Genomic DNA, 16,446 nt, shown 5'->3' with positions numbered 1-16,446 from the left:
CAAGGCCGCGTAATGTCCGGCCGCAGCACGCATTCGGGTGTCGTCGTCGGAGTCGACGGATCCCCGTCATCGGCGGTGGCCGTGCGGTGGGCCGCACGAGAGGCATCTATGCGCAACATTGGACTGACCGTCGTGCACGTCTCAGAACCTCTGGCGGTCTGGCCCGCCGCTCCCATCCCGGCCGTGATCTACCAGCGGCGCGAAGAGGGGGCCGGCAAGATCGTCGCCGACGCGATCAAGGTCGCCGAAGACATTGTGCGGGAGGGTGATCGACCCGATATCGACAGCCAACTGTTGTTCGCAGCGCCCGTACCCACACTGATCGACCTGTCCAAAGAGGCGCACATGGTGGTGGTCGGCTGCCGCGGACAAGACGCACTACACCGGACCCTGCTCGGCTCAGTCAGCACGGGGTTGATCCATCACGCCCACTGCCCGGTCGCGGTGATCCACGACGAAGCCCCGATTCTGCTTGGACCGTCGCAATTACCGGTGTTGCTCGGCATTGACGGTTCGCCGGCATCGGAGTCGGCCACCGCGATCGCGTTCGACGAGGCCTCCTTCCGCGGTGTGGACCTGCTGGCCGTGCACGCCTGGACCGACTCAGCGGATACCTCGGGTGTGCTGAGCAAGCAATGGTCGACCCTGCAATCGCGGGCAGCCGAAATCCTGGCCGAACGCCTGGCCGGTTGGCAGGAACGCTATCCCGACGTCACCGTGCACCGCCGGCTGGTGCTCGATCGCCCGGCCCGCCATCTCCTGGAAGAATCCGAGTCCGCGCAACTCGTCGTGGTCGGCAGCCACGGCCGGGGCGGATACGCCGGAATGCTGCTCGGATCGGTCAGCACCGCCGTCGCGCACGCGGCCCGCATCCCGGTGATCGTCGCCCGCCAACGCTGATGCGCCTACAGGATCGCTAGCCTTCGTCCTCGCTGACGTCAACCTCGTCATCGATGATGTGAACCGCGGCTTCCTCGGCAGATGCTGCGCCTCCGCAGATACCGACGTCCTCGGCGACCAACTCTGCCTCGGCATCGTCGCCAAATCCCTGGTCGGGCGCGACAAGCCGGCCGGCCCGCGTTCGGCCAACCTCGCGTCGCTGGGGAAATTCGGCTTCGCGCTCGGCTTCGTCGGAGCGTTGCTGCTCGGCTTCGTCGAGCAGGACATCGATTCGCGCCGCCGGATCCGGCTCTTCCTCTCCAAGTATCTGGTCCATGGTTTCGGACGGCCCGAAAGCGCCGGGTCCATACGGTCGTTCGGGCGGCGAATAGCCCTCGTCAAGCATGTCGTCCGTACCGCGGTCGATGAGGGTGTCCTCCGGCTGAAGCTGGTTGTCATCCTCGACGCTGTATTCGCCTGCGGCCGCGCCGGTTTCATAGTGCTGGTTCATGATTTGCTGGCCACCCCACGGTCATTGTGTGCTCCTGAATCTTGGCGATGCCACCGAATTTCAATCATTCGCGCGGCTCACCCGAGTTGCTCCATCTCGTCGGCCGCGTCGGTCAGTGCAGCCGCCAGTTGGCGGGCCGTCGCCGCGTCCAGCGCGTCCAGGTGCCGGGTATGCACGGCGATCCACCGCCGCGTCGAGCCGTCCGCCTGCTGACGGCCGAAGATTTTGACGCGGGCCTGCCCGCCGCGGCGGGTGGTCCCCTCGAAGTCGCGGAACCACGTACTGTCGCGCTGCCAGTCGAACGTGCGCGCCGCGCCCGCGGGCGGCGGGACATCGTCGAACGGCATCGGCGCGGAGACGTTCTTGGCCGCCCACTCCCGTGCCATTTCCAGCAGCGTCTGGGGCTCGTCGCGTTCGAGGCGCTCGAGCTGCGCGACCTGCGCAGCAGTGAGCTGATCGGCCATGTCGCGCCAGGTTTGGGCGGTGCCGTCGTGAGTGGTCATGATGTGCAGTGTGTGTGACCGGGCCGCTGTCGGCGAGGGCCGAAAGTCATGTCTTGGGTCCTTTTGTCGATGCGGGGCGGGCCGGTTGGCCGCGGTTAGGCACCGTACGCATCCGCGCATCGCGCTCGGCGATTCCGTTGCTAGTCAATGGTATTGACCGTTTGCGTAAAGTTTCGTGCCCGGCGCCTTGGACGATGTTCGGTCGGAGAATGTCCCGGCCCGTCAGCCGATTTGCGCGCGATGTTCTTCAATTGCGGCTCACCGACCGTGGAAGACGCGGAGAATGATTCCGTGATATGAGGCCGGAGAAGGGAGATGGCATGGCCGCCGACCCACAGTGCGCCCGCTGCAAGCAGCCCATCGGACCGGGATGGCTCTACCTGGTTGCGCATCGCCGCGGCCAAGCCGAGACGGCCGAGGATGATGCGGTGCTTGTTCACCTGCCCGACGAATGCCCACAGCCCGGAGAGCACGTTCCACCGAGCTAGGCGAGTCGGGGTGCCCTGATATCGTCCACGCCACACGGCGTTTGGTGGTTCAACCTAAGTGTTGGCGGTCGCAGCCACGCGGCTCAGGTGATCAATGAACCAGTCGCGGGCCAACACCGCGACCTGCTCGAGCGTGCCAGGCTCTTCGAAGAGGTGGGTGGCGCCGGGAACGACGGTGAGTTCGCACCGACCGGGCATCATCGCCTGAGCCTGTCGATTCAACTCGAGCACCACGTCATCGCGCCCGCCCACAATCAGCAATGTCGGCGCACCAACCTTGGGCAGGGCCGGGCCCGCCAGGTCGGGCCTCCCGCCGCGGGAGACCACCGCCTCCACTCGAACGCGGGGATCGGCGGCCGCGACCAGCGCCGCGCCCGCCCCGGTGCTGGCACCGAAGTAGCCGACCGGCAGTGCTGCGGTATGGGGCTGGTTGGCCAGCCACGCGGTGACGTCGACGAGCCGGCGCGCCAACAACTCGATGTCGAAAACGTTGGCGCGGTTGCGTTCCTCGTCCGGGGTGAGCAGGTCGAACAGCAAGGTGGCCAGGCCCGCGGTGTTCAAGACCTCGGCGACATAGCGGTTTCGGGGGCTGTGGCGGCTACTGCCACTGCCGTGAGCAAATACCACCACGCCGACCGGCTGTTCCGGAATCGTCAGGTGTCCGGCCAGCGACACCGGTCCGGCGCTCACCCGGACCTCCGCGTCGCGTATTGGCGGATCACCAGGCGTGCCGGCGGTCTCGGGTTGGGCAAAGCCTTCCCGCGCGCGATCGAGCAGCGCGACCACCTCGTCGTCGGAGGTCTGGGTGAAGTTGCAGTATCCCTGGCCGACGGCGAAGAAGAACGCGGGCGTCTCCAGGCAGACGACCTCGTCGGCGTATCCGGCAAACGTCGCGAAGATGTCGCGTGCGCCGATGGGCACTGCCAGCAGCACACTGCTTGCACCCTGGGCGCGGGCCACCTCGCAGGCCGCCCTGGCGGTGGCACCGGTCGCGACGCCGTCGTCGACGATTACCGCGATCCGACCCGCAATCGGGATCTGGTCATGTCCGCGGCGGAACCGTTCCGAGCGACGCGCCAGCTCGGCGCGCTGCTTCGCTTCGACGCGCGCGATCTCTTCTTCGGACAAATCGGCTTCGGCCACCACGGAGTCGTTGATCACCCGCACGCCGCCCTCACCGATGGCGCCGAACGCCAGTTCGGGTTGAAACGGCACCCCCAGCTTGCGCACTACCAGGACGTCGAGCGGCGCGCGCAGCGCCTTGGCGACCTCGAAAGCTACCGGCACGCCACCGCGCGGTAGGCCGAGCACAACAATGTCCTTGCCGCGCAACGCGTTCAGTCGCTCGGCCAGGTGTCGGCCGGCGTCGACGCGATCCTCGAACACCCTCATGCCGCCGCGCAGCGAAGCCAGCCGCCGGGCCAACCGCCGTCCGCCATCACCACCGTCGTCCCGTTTCGTCATCCCCCGAGTGTGGCGCGACGGACCGGCCTCGCCGAAGGGCCTTAGGACCACTCGCCGTGGGGACCAACGCCTCCTGACCGGTGATCGCCGGCCACCTAGCGTCGGCACGATGGAGGCGGGTCAATCGTCGCGCTCCATATGTAGCCCCAATGTGGTGGTGCTGCTGGGCGGTGACGTCATGCTGGGGCGGGGCGTCGATCAGATCCTGCCCCATCCTGGCGAACCGGAGTTGCGTGAGCCGTATCTGCGTGATGCGCGCGGATACGTCCGGCTCGCCGAGCACGCGAACGGGCCGATTCCGCGCCGCCCGGTGGATTGGCGGTGGCCCTGGGGCGAAGCACTTGCGCTCCTCGACGAGGCCGCGCCCGATGTCCGGCTGATCAATCTCGAGACGACGATTACCGCCGGCGGAGAGTTCGCCGAGGGCAAAACGGTTTGTTACCGGATGCACCCGGATAACCTGCCGGTCCTGGCCGCGTTGCGGCCGGACGTGTGTGCCCTGGCCAACAACCACATTCTCGACTTCGGCTACCGGGGACTGACCGACACCGTAACCGCTCTGACCGCGGCGGGCATACAGGGCGTGGGTGCCGGAGTGGATTTGCCCACCGCGCGCCGTCCCGGGGTGGTCAGCGTTCACGGTGAGCACCGGGTGCTCGTCGGCTCGGTGGCGATGAAATCGGCCGGCGTTCCCGAAACCTGGGCCGCACACCACGACCGGCCCGGGGTGTGGCTGATTCGGGATCCGTCGCTGCGCGACGTTGCCGACGAGGTGGCCGCCGAGGTGCTGGCGCACAAACGCGACGGCGACGTCGCGATCGTCTCGGTGCATTGGGGATCCAATTGGGGCTATGCGATAGCGCCGAGCGAGATTGCGTTCGCGCACCGGCTCATCGACGCCGGCGTCGACATCATTCACGGACACTCCTCGCACCATCCCAGGCCGATCGAGATATACCGCGGCAAACCGATCCTGTACGGCTGCGGTGACGTCATCGACGACTACGAAGGCATCCGCGGGCATGAAGCGTTCCGCGGTGACCTCAGGCTGCTCTATCTGACTCAAACAGATTCCGTCAGCGGTCAACTGGTCTCGCTGCGGATGATTCCGCTGCGCGTGCGACGGGTTCGACTCGAGCGGGCCTCGCAGGCCGACGCCGAGTGGCTGCGCAAGACCGTCGAGCACGCCAGCCGCCGGTTCGGGACCCGTGTCGCGACAGGATCCGACGATCTGCTGGAGGTCGTGTCACTTCACGATGACACGCATCGCCGCATGACCCGGGAAGGCTGAGGGGCTTCGAGGACGAGATGCAAGTAGGCACTACCTGTGGCGGCGCCGAACGCGGCGAGACAAAGGAATCCGACATTAAAGCCAGCTACGACAAGGGCATCCTGACCGTGGACGTGGCCGTGCCCGAACAGGCAGCCGCGGCGGTCGCCGAGAAGCCGCTGAGTCCCGAGTTGTTTCCCACGAAGGGCCGAACGGCCCTACAGCTCCCTGGGGTATCGCCCTAGGTTCCGACTATCAGCCGATAGATCCTGATGTTGAGGAGAAAACTATGACCACTGCGCGCGAAATCATGCACGCCGGAGCCACCTGTGTCGGCGAGCACGAGACGCTGACCGCCGCAGCCGAGCATATGCGCGATCTGGGTGTAGGCGCCCTGCCGATCTGCGGCGACGATGACCGTCTGCACGGAATGATCACCGATCGCGACATCGTCACCAAGTGCATCGCGTCCGGCCGCGATCCCAACACCGTTACCGCGGGTGAGCTGGCCCAGGGCAACACCTATCGGGTCGAAGCCGAGGCCAGTATTGAAGAGATGCTCAACGTCATGGAAGAGCATCAGATTCGCCGGCTACCGGTGATCGACAGCCACCGGTTGGTGGGAATCGTCAGCGAAGCCGATATCGCACGCCATCTTCCCGAACATGCGATCGCCCAGTTCGTGAAGGCCATTTGTGCGCAGACGGCTATCACCAGCCACTGAGCGATCCCGCGATGCCCTCATCTGACGTCCGGCTGTGGCCATCCAAGTTGGTGACGTGACGTGATGCCCCTCCCGCCGACCGGCCGAACGTGTGCACGATTGAACTCCCGGACGAACGGAGAAGCGCATGAAGGCAAAGGTCGGTGACTGGCTGGTGATCAAGGGCACCACAATCGATCAGCCAGACCAACGAGGACTGATCACCGAGGTTCACTCACCAGACGGCGCACCACCGTATGTGGTGCGGTGGCTCGCCACCGACCATGAGGCGACCGTTTTTCCCGGCGTCGACGCGGTCGTCGTCACTGCTGTGGAGCAGGCCGAGGCCGACGAGCGTGCCCAACACCGGTTCGGTGCGGTGCAGTCGGCCATCGCACACGACAAGAACAAGTAGGCGCTTTCGGAGACGATGAAATCGGCGTCAATGGCCAGGTGGCCGGTACAGGTTCGGCGCCGCGATGGGACGCTCATCCCCTTCGACGTCAGACGGATTGAGGCAGCGGTCGCGCGCGCCAGCCGCGAAGTAGGTTATGACGACCCCGACATGCCGGCCGCGGTGGCCAGGACTGTTGCCGATGCGCTGGGACCCAGAGTTGCACCCGTCGAACGGATTCAGGATTTTGTTGAGGCGCGGCTCGGCGAATCCGGACTGGACGACGTCGCCCGCGCCTATATCATTTATCGGCAGCGGCGCAACGAGCTGCGCATGGCAAAAGCTCTGCTCGGTGTCCGCGACGAGCTGAAGCTGGGCCTGTCCGCCGTGATGGTGCTGCGGAACCGCTATCTCCTGTGCGACGACCAGGGGCGGCCGATCGAGTCGACCGGCGAGATGATGGACCGAACGGCGCGCTTCGTCGCGGTTGCCGAGGACGGGTACCGACGCGGCACGTCGGCGCGGTGGGCCGAACGCTTCTCGGCGCTGCTGCGCAACCTTGAATTCCTGCCGAACTCACCCACGCTGATGAACGCAGGCACCGACATCGGACTGCTCGCCGGATGTTTCGTTCTGCCCGTGGATGATTCGCTGCAGTCGATCTTCACGACTCTTGGACACGCTGCCGAGATCCAACGCAGCGGCGGCGGGGTTGGTTACGCCTTCAGCCATCTACGACCCGCCGGGGATCGCGTGTCCATCACGGCCGGCAAAGCGAGCGGACCGAATTCGTTTCTTCGACTGTTTGACACTGCGGCGGATGTCGTCTCGATCGGTGGTCGTCGCCGCGGCGCATGCATGGCGGTGCTCGACGTGTCACACCCGGATATCTATGACTTTGTCACCACCAAAGCCGAAAGACGTGGTGAACTATCACATTTCAACCTGTCGGTCGGCGTGACCCACGCGTTCCTGCGCGCCGTCGAACGCAACAGCACACACCGCCTTGTCAACCCTCGAACCGGTAAGACCGTCGCGCGGATACCTGCCGCCGAGCTGTTCGACGCCATCTGCGAAGCTGCGCACGCGTGCGGCGATCCCGGGCTGCTGTTCCTCGACACGATCAACCGGGCCAACCCAGTTCCGGGACATGGCCGAATCGAGGCAACCAATCCGTGCGGGGAGGTTCCGCTGCTGCCCTACGAGTCGTGCAACCTCGGCTCGATCAACCTCGCCCGGATGGTCACCGGTGGTCGCGTCAACTGGGATCGGCTGGCCGCGGCGACGGGGATGGCGGTGCGGTTCCTTGACGACGTCATCGATGTCAGCCGGTACCCATTCCCCCAGTTGGGCGAGGCCACCCGGGCGACCCGCAAGATCGGGCTGGGCGTGATGGGTCTGGCCGAACTACTTGCCACGCTGGGCGTCCCGTACGACAGTGAGGATGCCGTGCGGTTGACGGGCCAGGTCATGCGTCGCATTCAGCAGGAGGCACACGCCGCGTCGAGGCAGCTGGCAGAAGACCGGGGCTCGTTCCCCGCGTTCGCCGACAGCACGTTGGCGCGCTCAGGGCCGCGGCGAAACGCACAGGTCACCTCCGTCGCTCCGACAGGCACCATCTCGCTGATCGCCGGCACCACCGCCGGGATCGAGCCGATGTTCGCCATCGCCTTCACGCGCGCCATCGTCGGCAGACACCTACTGGAGGTCAACCCGTGCTTTGACCGGCTGGCCCGCGACCGGGGCTTATACAGCGACGAGCTGATTGCCGAGATCGCACAGCGCGGTGGAGTGCGAGGCTATCCGCAGCTGCCGGACGAGGTACGGTCGGCCTTCCCGACCGCAGCCGAGATCGCCCCGGCGTGGCATCTGCGTATACAAGCCGCCGCGCAGCGTCACGTCGACGCCGCCGTTTCCAAGACGATCAACTTGCCCGCGACCGCGACTATCGATGACGTCCGCTCGATCTACCTGGCCGCCTGGAAGGCTAAGGTCAAGGGCATCACGGTGTATCGGTACGGTAGCCGCGGGAACCAGGTGTTGGCCTACGCCGCGCCGCAACCGGCGCTGGCCCAGGCCGACACCGAGTTCAGCGGCGGCTGCGCCGGGCGATCCTGCGAATTCTGATGGCATTTCCTAGCAGCGAGGACGCGTCAGAGCTGGGCAGTTCATTCCGGTCCGGAAATCGCGCCTCGGTGACCTAAGACCCGAATTCGGGGGCTAACGGCCCTCCCGCCGCCACGTCCGTCGTCCATACGGTTGCCAACGTCAATGCTGCAACAGCGGAGAGGGACGGCATGCGATCAGATCGCCTCAGGTGGCTGGCAAACGCGGAAGGCCCGTTTGCCTCGGTCTATTTCGACGACTCACACGACACCGCGGATGCTGGCGAGCAGCTCGAAGCGAGATGGAGCGACATCCGCAAACATCTCGACGGTCTGGGGGCGGGAGCGGACATACTCGGCACGCTCGAGGAGGCCGTGCTGAACCATCGACCGGCGGTCGGTCGGCGCGGCCGCGCCGTGATCGCTACCGCTGATCAGGTCCTGATCAACGAGCCCCTGATCGACCCACCGCCGACGCTGGTGGTTCGCCTGTCGGATTATCCGTACGTGGTGCCGTTGATCGAACTCGAGATGGACCGGCCGACATACATTTTCGCCGCGGTTGACCACGCCGGCGCCGATGTCACCCTGTTTCAGGCAGACAGCGTCAGCTCCACAACGATCGAAGGCGCCGGGTATCCGGTGCACAAGCCGTCGACCGCCGGCTGGAACGGCTACGGCGACTTCCAGCACACCACCGAGGAAGCCATCCGCATGAACTGCCGTGCGGTTGCGGACGAGATCACGCGGCTGGTGGACGAGGCGGACCCGGAGGTGGTGTTCGTGTCCGGCGAGGTCCGCTCGCGTGCGGGCGTTGTTGCCGAATTGCCGCGGCGCGCGGCCCGGCGGGTGTCGGAGCTACACGCCGGATCCCGCAAGAGCGGCATCGATGAGGAGCAGATCCGCCGGCTGACGGCGGGCGAGTTCGACCGGCGCCGCGGCATCGAGATGACCGCGATCGCTGACCGGTTCGAAGCCGAAATCGGGCGCGGGTCGGGCTTGGCGGCCCAGGGCATCGCCGCCGTGTGCGCGGCGCTCCGTGAGGGCGACGTCGACACGCTGTTCGTCGGTGAGCTCGGCGACGCGACCGTCGTTACCGGCAAGGCGCGCACCATGGTCGCGCCCGACGCCGACGTGTTGTCCAGCTTCGGCGAACCGGTGCAGCGCGTGGCACGGGCCGACGAGGCTTTGCCGTTCGCCGCGATCGCGGTGGGCGCATCATTGACGCGGGCAGACGACCGCATCAGACCAGCGGACGGGGTCGGTGCGTTGCTGCGATATGTCGCCACTGAGGCGGCCAATCGCCGTGGCGCATAACCTCTTTCGGGAGCCGCCGCCTCTCCTGCGCGACGAAGAAATCCGAGTCACCTCTGGACAGGTCTCGGTGGCCGGACGCCTGACGATCCCCGAGCACCCGAAGGGTGTTGTCGTGTTCGCGCACGGCAGCGGAAGCAGCCGGCACAGCCCGCGCAACCAATTCGTCGCCGCGGTCCTCAACCGAGCGGGGTTCGCCACGGTGCTCTTCGACCTGCTGACGCCCGACGAAGAGCGCGACCGCACCAACGTCTTCGACATCGAACTACTCGCCCGACGATTGGTTGACGTCACGGGCTGGCTGGCCGGTCAACCTGACACTGCATCACTGCCGGTCGGTTACTTCGGCGCCAGCACCGGTGCGGGCGCGGCGCTGGCCGCAGCGGCGCATCCCGCTGTCAAGGTAGCGGCGGTGGTATCTCGCGGCGGGCGGCCCGACCTGGCCGGCGAGTCGCTTCGCGACGTGCACTCCCCGACCCTGCTGATAGTGGGCGGACGCGACGAAATGGTCCTAAAGCTGAACCGGCTGGCGCAAACGTTGATACCGGCCGAGTGTCAGGTCGCCGTCGTCCCCGGTGCCACCCACGTGTTCGAGGAACCCGGCGCGCTCGAGCAAGTGGCTGTGCTGGCGCGCGACTGGTTCATCGACCATCTAGCGCGGGCGTGATGAGCCCGTAGTGCCCGTCGTAGCGGTGATATATGACGCTGCCACGATCGACCGCGGCGTCGACGAAGAACAGGAACGGCAGGCCCGTCAGTCCGATCCGCTCGATCGCCTCGTCCACGGTGAGTCGCGGCGCGGGTTGGGGGCTGATGCTCAGCGATATCTCGACCGGGGCCAGCTCGTCCGCGAGATCCGGATTGACTTGTGCCAGGCGGTATTCCGCGGGAGATTGGCGATACAGCACGCTGTCCTGATTGGTGCCCGCCTCGGTGAACAAATGGAAGTCGTAGTCAAGCAGCTCCATCTCGAGGGCCGCCTCGTCGACGGTGCAGGTGGGCAGGCTGTATGACTTGTGCCGCATGACGCGGCGTTCGCCTACGGGCCTCGGGAAGTAGTGCGGCCGGTGGCTGGGCTCGGACTGATGCCGCCATTCGTGCGGGTCGGTCTCGGGAAGGCGCCCGCGCCGGGCCTCCCAGTGTTCGGCGCCGCGTTCTAGCCGTCGACGCAGCCGCGCCTCGAGGCGATCGACCGCCTCGGTCGCGGTGACGCCGTCGACCTGCGCGCGGACCGGCCGCCCGTTGACGTCGAGGTTGGCTTGTGCGACCACCCTGCGGGCCACCGCGGGATCACCGTGCTGGGTCAGCCTCACCCGAGCGTGCAGCACCGGTGCGTGGGTGAGGTGGCCGAGCTCGCCGATCTTTTTGCGCGCGTAGTCCGCGGCACCGGGCAGCTGCTCGTGCGTCGTCACCTCAACCTCAAGGACGGCCGGTAAATCGGGTCTCTGTCTCACGATTCGTTCACTACGCTTCCTGTGTCGCAGTCAGCGGTGCAGACCGATGACCGGCTGGTGGGTGCTGGCCTGGATATCGGTTGAGGTCAAGGCCATTAGCTGGTTCGACAGATCGGACAGCGCGCGGGCGATCGCCAGTTCGTCGCCGATCCGGGCCACCGGCTGGTCGGCGGGATCGAGTCGCGCCAGACCAATCCCGACGTAGTCCTTGCCCGCCCAGGACAGCCGGGCCTTCGCCCGCGTGCGCTCTTCGTACTCTTCGATCACCAGGTCGATTTGGCAGGTCTTGGTGCCGTCATCCTTGCCCGTCATCGCCGGTCTCCTCGTCTAGCCGGGTGTTTACCCACCTAGATGCGACCACCACCGGGCGCCACGAAGTAGGGGCGAAAGTCACCAGTGATCGACGGGCCGACGACGATTCAACAAATTGGTCGATAAATCAACCGTCGATATTAATCGACAATATTGTTGGTTGTAATCAACAATTCGTTGACTTATATCGACGCGTCCATAAAGTAACGTTCGTGTCCGACCTCAGGCAGGCCGAGTAGATGCACGCGTCCCGGGGCCGCCGTTCGGCGCATCATTTGGGCGACGACCGGGAACGAGCCATTCTGGCCACCGCCGAGCGCCTGTTGCAGGAGCGGCCGCTGGCCGATTTCTCCGTCGACGACCTGGCCAAGGGCGCGGGCATCTCCCGTCCCACTTTCTACTTTTATTTCCAGTCGAAGAATGCCGTGTTGTTGTCGCTGCTGGACCAGATGAACGGCAAGGCGCACGCGGCGCTTACGGCGCTGGGCGGCAAGCTGTTCGGCGACCCCACCGCGCTGTGGCGGGCGCGCATCGAGGCGTTCTTCGAGGTGTCGGGCTCGCACCGGGCGGTCGCCGTGGCGGGTGCCGCGGCGAAGGCCACCAACCCCGAGGTGCGGCAGCTGTGGTCGACGCTGATGCAGAAGTGGATTTCCCACACCACCGCGGCGATCAAGGCCGAGCGCCGGCGCGGCGCCGCCCCCGACACCTGCCCCGCCGAGGATCTGTCCGTCGCGCTGAACATGTTGAGCGAGCGGGTGATGGCCGCGACGTTCACCGCCGAGGAGCCGGCGATCCCCGAGGACCGGGTAATCGACATGCTGGTGCACATCTGGCTGGCCAGCATCTACAAGGCCGACGCCGAGGCGTTGGCGACTAGCGGTTTCTGAGGATCCGCCCGGCGCGGTCCAGGCTCTGGTCGATCAGCCGGTCGACGTCACCGAAGTAGGTCGGCGACGGGGCCCTGCCCGCCAGTTCCGAGACCGCGCGCTGTTCACCGTAAACGTCCGCCAGGCGCAGGTTTTCGGCCATCCGCTCCGAGCGCACCGCCAGCCCGGCCAGCAGTTCGCCACACTGCGATCCCGCGACGACGGTCCGCCGGGTCAGCGTGCGCAGGGTGTCCCATTCGGCGTGCCATGGGCCGTCGGGCCGTTCGTCGTTGGCCAGCGCGGCGGCGGTGTGCAGCGTCGCCGCCAAATGCGGCGCCGCGACGGCGGCCCGCCGGATCAGGATGGACAGCACCGGATTGCGCTTGTGCGGCATCGACGACGACCCGCCGCGGTTTTCGGCCGCCGGCTCGCCCAGTTCGCCGATCTCCGGGCGGACCAGGGTGACGACGTCCGACGCGATGCGGCCCCAGGCGTCGGTGCACCCGACGAAGGCGTCCCCGGCCGCGGTGACCGGCGTCCGCGTCGTGTGCCACGGCGGCCGGTTGCTCAGCCCCAAAGACGTTGCGACGCTTTGTGCCAGGCGATCGGGGTCGGCCGCCGCGCCGAGCAGCACCGCCAGTTCGGTGGTCGCGGCCCGCGTTCCGGCGGCGCCGCCGATCTGGATCGGGGTGACCAGCCCGGCGAGCCGCTGGTAGGCATCGACGACTCCGTCCAGCCACCCCGCCGCCTTGGCGCCGAACGTGGTGGGCGCCGCGTGCTGCGTGAGGGTGCGCGCCACCATGGGCGTGCCGCGGTGCGCGGCGGCGAGGTCGGACAGCGCCGAAATCTGCCGTGCGAGTTGGGCTGCGAGCTCATCGGCGGCGGCGCGCACGCCGAGCATCAGGGCGCTGTCCAGGACATCCTGGCTGGTGAGTCCGCGGTGGATCCACGGTGCGACGGCCGGGGCGGCCCGCCCGCGCAGCAGGTCGACCAGGCCGATGACCGGGTTGCCGCCGTCCTCGGCACCGGCCGCGAGTGACTCGCGGTCGCCGTCGCGCAGCAGGGCCGCCAGGTCGGCTCCGGCGCAGTCGGCGGGCGCCAGGCCGGCGGCGGCCAGGGCCGCCAGCCAGGCGGATTCGACCGCGACCATCCCCGCGAGCAGCGCGGCGTCCGTCATGTGCGCGCCCGCCCGCTGGTCGCCGGGCCACAGCAGGTTGGTCATCGCCGATACTCCAAAAAGACGGTCTCGTTCGGGCCCTGCAGGTGGATGTCGAAACGGTATCCCGCGCAGCCGCTTTCGGGGATACACACCAGGCCGGCCAACGCCGGGTCGACGGCGTCGTGGGGCAGGTAGGCGCGGGTGAACAGCCGGTCCAGCAGGCCGCGCGCGAAGACGGCCAGCGCGAAGAACGGGGCGGCGCCGGGTTCATGCGGGCCGGGCGCCACCGTGGTGAAGCCGTAGCGCCCGGCCTCGTCGGTCGCGCACCGGCCCCAACCGGTGAACGACGTTTCGTCGCGCCGCAGCGAGCCGGCCAGTCGCGGGATGCGCCCCGTGCCGTCCGGCTGCCACAGTTCGACCAGCGCGTCGGGCACCGCGTGGCCGGCGCCGTCGTAGACCGTGCCGTGCAGCCGGACCGCCTGCGGATGCCCGTCGGCGACCAGTTGGCCGTCACCGGGATACGGCAGCCCCAGCCCGAGAAAGGGGCCGACCGTTTGCCCTGGGGTGCACGCCAATTCAGCCATCGTCCGCGGTCCAGGTCCGGTGGGCGCCGCAGACCACGATGTCCCAGCGGTAGCCCGTCGCGTACTCCGGCTGGGTGAGGTCGTGGTCGTAACGGGCGATCAGCCGCCCCCTGGCGGCGGGATCGAGGACCGATTGGAAGATCGGGTCCAGGTCGAACAGCGGGTCGCCCGGGAAGTACATCTGGGTGACGAGGCGTTGGGTGAAAGTCGTTCCGAAGACCGAGAAGTGGATGTGCGCGGGGCGCCACGCGTTGCGGTGGTTGCGCCACGGGTACGGGCCGGGCTTGATGGTCAGGAACCGGAACGAGCCGTCGGGTCCGGTGAGGCAACGGCCGGCGCCGACGAAGTTCGGATCCAGCGGCGCCGGGTGCTGGTCGAGCCGGTGGCGGTAGCGGCCGGCGGCGTTGGCCTGCCAGATCTCGATCAGCTGTCCCGCCACCGGCTTGCCCGAGTCGTCGAGCACCCGCCCGGCCACGACGATCCGCTGTCCGATCGGCTCACCGGGATGGCCCGCCGTCAGGTCGGCGTCGCGAGGGTCGACGTCGTGGGCGCCGAAGCACGGCGCGTGGCGTTCGAGTTCCTCCGGGTCGACGACGAGCGCGGGGCGTTTCGGATGGCGCAGGGCGCTGCTGCGATAGGGCGGATAGTCGAGGCGCGGACGGGCCGGATCCCCGAGCCGGGCGTCAACCGTGATCGCGGCCATCTCCGCCGTGATGTCGTCCTGGGACGCGACATCCTCGGCGGTCATGAGCCGTGAGGCTACTCCCGATCGCCCGCCTAGAGGGCGCGAACCAGCGAGGCCCTGCCCCTGGTGCGCAGCCGGTGCAGCGCGGAGCCGCGGTATTGCTCCATCTTCGCGGCCATCTTGTCGCCCAGCTCCTCGAGCTCGGCGTCGGTGATCTTCACCTCGGGGGGCGCGGGAATCAGGTCGCGCTCCTCCTCGTCGGCGTGGGCCTCCAGCACGGTCTTGAAGGAGTTCCACTCGTCGGTATAGCCGGGCGCGCTCTGCGGCGTCTTCAGCAACACGGAAAGCTGGTCGACCACCTGGCGGTGCTCGGCGTGCGCGACCGCGATCAGCTTGCCGGCGTCCTTGAGCGCCGGGTAGTACAGGTCGTCCTCGATGCGGAAGTGGATGTCGAGTTCGATCAGCATCTCGTCGAAAAGGTCGTGGCGCTCTTCGCTGTTCACCGGCGCCTCGCTGACCTTGCGGCCGAGGCCCTTGATCACGACGTGGTGCTCCTTCAAGACGTCATAGGCGTTCACTTCGCTACCTCCTCGGCGCGTACCTCAACCATTCCGTCGGCCAACCTGGCCTCGTAGCACGGCAGCGGCGCCGCCGCGGGACCGCGCAACACCTCGCCGGACTCGGCGGCGAACCACGAACCGTGCCAGGGGCACACGACCCGCCCCCGATCGACCCAGCCGTCGGCCATCGGCGCGGCCAGGTGCGGGCAGAACTCGCCGAACGCCGACACCTCCCCCGGCTTGGTTTGGCACACAACCAATCCCACGCCGTCAACCTCCACGCGGACCGGCTTTCCGTTCAGCGAGCCGGCGGGCAGCACCGGCGTCCACTCGGTGGCGCGCAGCCGCTCACCCGACCGGTCGATGCCGATGCCGGACTCGAACACCAGGGACCCGCCGAGGTAGCTGCCGCCGAGGGTGATCGCGTAGCCGAGCGCGGTCAGCGCGATGCCGCGGCGGTGGCGGCCTTGGCGGCGGTCCCACCAGGATTGCGCGTAAAGCGCCGTGGCGGCGAGGTTCACCAGCCCGTGCACCAGCCCCACCCGGCGGTCCTCCTCGTGGGTGTGCTGCCAGTCGGTGGTGCCGGTGATCGCCGACCCGATGCTCGCCAGGATCCCCACCCCCAGCGCGCGGGAGGCGAACCGCGACGCGTCACGGACCTCGCTGGGCCGTTGGCCGGGCAGCAGGCTCAGCGCGTCCAGCGCGACCGTGGTGCCGAGCGCTCCGCTCGTCAGCGACGCGAGCGGCGGATGCACCGGATGCCCCAGCCAGACGCCGTGCAGGGCGTTGGTAACGGTGTCGCGGGCGCCGCCCAGCGCGTTGTAGCCGAAGCTGAACAGGTGTTCGAGGCGATAGCTCGGCCGATCCAGCCACTCCTGACGCCCGATAGCTGACAGCACTCGCGGTCCGAGTTCCCGCAGCCGACCACCGGCCCCCCGGGACCGATCAACCATGACACCGCCCTTCCTCAGATAGGGAGATAATCGCCGATACCACCCGTGAAATCGGCGATTATCCCGGCGTTACGTCGCGCTCACGTTCGTGGTGAGCCCGACGTGACCCACCGTAGCGGCGTCACCTGGTTCGTCGGTTGTGTGACGCCTGTGAGTTAGCCACCAGGATGCTCCGAGGTCGCTCGCCATGGGGATTGACCGGGCGGGCGGTGTGCGGGATTCTATTGAGCAGAACGTATTTC

The 16,446-nt window shown here is 67.6% G+C and carries 19 protein-coding genes and 1 pseudogene; 9 read left to right on the top strand and 11 right to left on the bottom strand.

Translation table 11 applies throughout. The features are described from left to right. Positions 1-12 precede the first annotated feature (12 nt). Positions 13-900 (top strand): universal stress protein, encoded by an 888-nt coding sequence (locus AC5Y2S_RS07505; RefSeq protein WP_499955069.1) that lies wholly within the window; start codon positions 13-15, stop codon positions 898-900. Positions 901-916: 16 nt separating this feature from the next. Here AC5Y2S_RS07505 and AC5Y2S_RS07500 read toward each other — a convergent pair whose 3' ends face one another. The 4 genes from AC5Y2S_RS07500 to AC5Y2S_RS07485 form a co-directional block, all read right to left on the bottom strand. After that, positions 917-1,390, bottom strand: coding sequence for a DUF5709 domain-containing protein (locus tag AC5Y2S_RS07500; RefSeq protein WP_499955067.1), 474 nt, complete (start codon positions 1,388-1,390; stop codon positions 917-919). A gap of 77 nt (positions 1,391-1,467) precedes the next feature. Continuing rightward, positions 1,468-1,893 (bottom strand): hypothetical protein, encoded by a 426-nt coding sequence (locus AC5Y2S_RS07495; RefSeq protein ID WP_499955065.1) that lies wholly within the window; start codon positions 1,891-1,893, stop codon positions 1,468-1,470. A 140-nt stretch (positions 1,894-2,033) separates the two neighbouring features. Then, entirely contained in the window at positions 2,034-2,366 is a 333-nt protein-coding gene (locus AC5Y2S_RS07490) for a hypothetical protein (RefSeq protein WP_499955063.1), read from the bottom strand. Between the two features lie 69 nt (positions 2,367-2,435). Continuing rightward, complete coding sequence (locus AC5Y2S_RS07485; protein ID WP_499955680.1) at positions 2,436-3,773, bottom strand: phosphoribosyltransferase family protein; 1,338 nt, start codon at positions 3,771-3,773, stop codon at positions 2,436-2,438. Positions 3,774-3,954: 181 nt separating this feature from the next. Here AC5Y2S_RS07485 and AC5Y2S_RS07480 point away from each other — a divergent pair, with 181 nt between their 5' ends. From AC5Y2S_RS07480 to AC5Y2S_RS07450, 7 genes and pseudogenes are all read left to right on the top strand, one after another. Next, on the top strand, positions 3,955-5,136 hold the full coding sequence (locus AC5Y2S_RS07480) for a CapA family protein (RefSeq protein WP_499955061.1): 1,182 nt from the start codon (positions 3,955-3,957) through the stop codon (positions 5,134-5,136). 17 nt (positions 5,137-5,153) lie between these two features. Then, positions 5,154-5,360, top strand: coding sequence for a hypothetical protein (locus AC5Y2S_RS07475; RefSeq protein WP_499955059.1), 207 nt, complete (start codon positions 5,154-5,156; stop codon positions 5,358-5,360). Between the two features lie 44 nt (positions 5,361-5,404). Continuing rightward, positions 5,405-5,839: a CBS domain-containing protein gene (locus AC5Y2S_RS07470; protein WP_499955058.1), complete on the top strand. Its 435-nt coding sequence runs from the start codon at positions 5,405-5,407 to the stop codon at positions 5,837-5,839. A 127-nt stretch (positions 5,840-5,966) separates the two neighbouring features. Then, entirely contained in the window at positions 5,967-6,233 is a 267-nt protein-coding gene (locus AC5Y2S_RS07465; protein WP_499955056.1) for a DUF1918 domain-containing protein, read from the top strand. A gap of 30 nt (positions 6,234-6,263) precedes the next feature. Continuing rightward, complete coding sequence (locus tag AC5Y2S_RS07460; protein ID WP_499955054.1) at positions 6,264-8,339, top strand: adenosylcobalamin-dependent ribonucleoside-diphosphate reductase; 2,076 nt, start codon at positions 6,264-6,266, stop codon at positions 8,337-8,339. A 170-nt stretch (positions 8,340-8,509) separates the two neighbouring features. Further along, entirely contained in the window at positions 8,510-9,634 is a 1,125-nt protein-coding gene (locus AC5Y2S_RS07455) for an Rv2629 family ribosome hibernation factor (RefSeq protein WP_499955052.1), read from the top strand. Positions 9,635-9,647: 13 nt separating this feature from the next. After that, positions 9,648-10,298, top strand: a pseudogene (locus AC5Y2S_RS07450) (dienelactone hydrolase family protein); the annotation flags it as partial. On the opposite strand, the gene AC5Y2S_RS07445 reads toward AC5Y2S_RS07450, so the two are convergent. Next, positions 10,273-11,085 carry a sigma 54 modulation/S30EA ribosomal C-terminal domain-containing protein gene (locus AC5Y2S_RS07445; protein WP_499955050.1) on the bottom strand — a complete coding sequence of 271 codons (813 nt, stop codon included), beginning with the start codon at positions 11,083-11,085 and terminating at the stop codon, positions 10,273-10,275. The pseudogene AC5Y2S_RS07450 and the gene AC5Y2S_RS07445 sit on opposite strands and share 26 nt — an antisense overlap. A 30-nt stretch (positions 11,086-11,115) precedes the next feature. Beyond that, positions 11,116-11,397 carry a DUF1876 domain-containing protein gene (locus tag AC5Y2S_RS07440; protein WP_499955048.1) on the bottom strand — a complete coding sequence of 94 codons (282 nt, stop codon included), beginning with the start codon at positions 11,395-11,397 and terminating at the stop codon, positions 11,116-11,118. Between the two features lie 239 nt (positions 11,398-11,636). On the opposite strand from AC5Y2S_RS07440, the gene AC5Y2S_RS07435 reads away from it, so the two are divergent. Next, on the top strand, positions 11,637-12,284 hold the full coding sequence (locus tag AC5Y2S_RS07435; protein ID WP_499955046.1) for a TetR/AcrR family transcriptional regulator: 648 nt from the start codon (positions 11,637-11,639) through the stop codon (positions 12,282-12,284). Here AC5Y2S_RS07435 and AC5Y2S_RS07430 read toward each other — a convergent pair. The 5 genes from AC5Y2S_RS07430 to AC5Y2S_RS07410 are packed head-to-tail and all read right to left on the bottom strand — an operon-like array spanning position 12,271 to position 16,204. Beyond that, positions 12,271-13,485, bottom strand: coding sequence for a lyase family protein (locus AC5Y2S_RS07430; protein WP_499955044.1), 1,215 nt, complete (start codon positions 13,483-13,485; stop codon positions 12,271-12,273). The two genes, AC5Y2S_RS07435 and AC5Y2S_RS07430, sit on opposite strands and share 14 nt — an antisense overlap. Beyond that, positions 13,482-14,006 carry a protocatechuate 3,4-dioxygenase subunit alpha gene (gene pcaG / locus AC5Y2S_RS07425; RefSeq protein WP_499955042.1) on the bottom strand — a complete coding sequence of 175 codons (525 nt, stop codon included), beginning with the start codon at positions 14,004-14,006 and terminating at the stop codon, positions 13,482-13,484. Before pcaG ends, AC5Y2S_RS07430 begins: the two co-directional genes overlap by 4 nt. Beyond that, complete coding sequence (pcaH, locus tag AC5Y2S_RS07420) at positions 13,999-14,754, bottom strand: protocatechuate 3,4-dioxygenase subunit beta (RefSeq protein ID WP_499955040.1); 756 nt, start codon at positions 14,752-14,754, stop codon at positions 13,999-14,001. The genes pcaG and pcaH overlap by 8 nt, the downstream gene beginning before the upstream one ends. Before the next feature lie 29 nt (positions 14,755-14,783). Continuing rightward, positions 14,784-15,269 (bottom strand): hemerythrin domain-containing protein, encoded by a 486-nt coding sequence (locus AC5Y2S_RS07415; RefSeq protein ID WP_499955038.1) that lies wholly within the window; start codon positions 15,267-15,269, stop codon positions 14,784-14,786. Continuing rightward, positions 15,266-16,204: a Rieske (2Fe-2S) protein gene (locus AC5Y2S_RS07410; protein WP_499955036.1), complete on the bottom strand. Its 939-nt coding sequence runs from the start codon at positions 16,202-16,204 to the stop codon at positions 15,266-15,268. The genes AC5Y2S_RS07415 and AC5Y2S_RS07410 overlap by 4 nt, the downstream gene beginning before the upstream one ends. Positions 16,205-16,446 lie beyond the last annotated feature (242 nt).

This window comes from Mycobacterium sp. NGS69 (assembly GCF_059812165.1).
The sequence above is the reverse complement of the archived record's forward strand: the minus strand, read 5'-3'. Positions and strand labels throughout refer to the sequence as shown.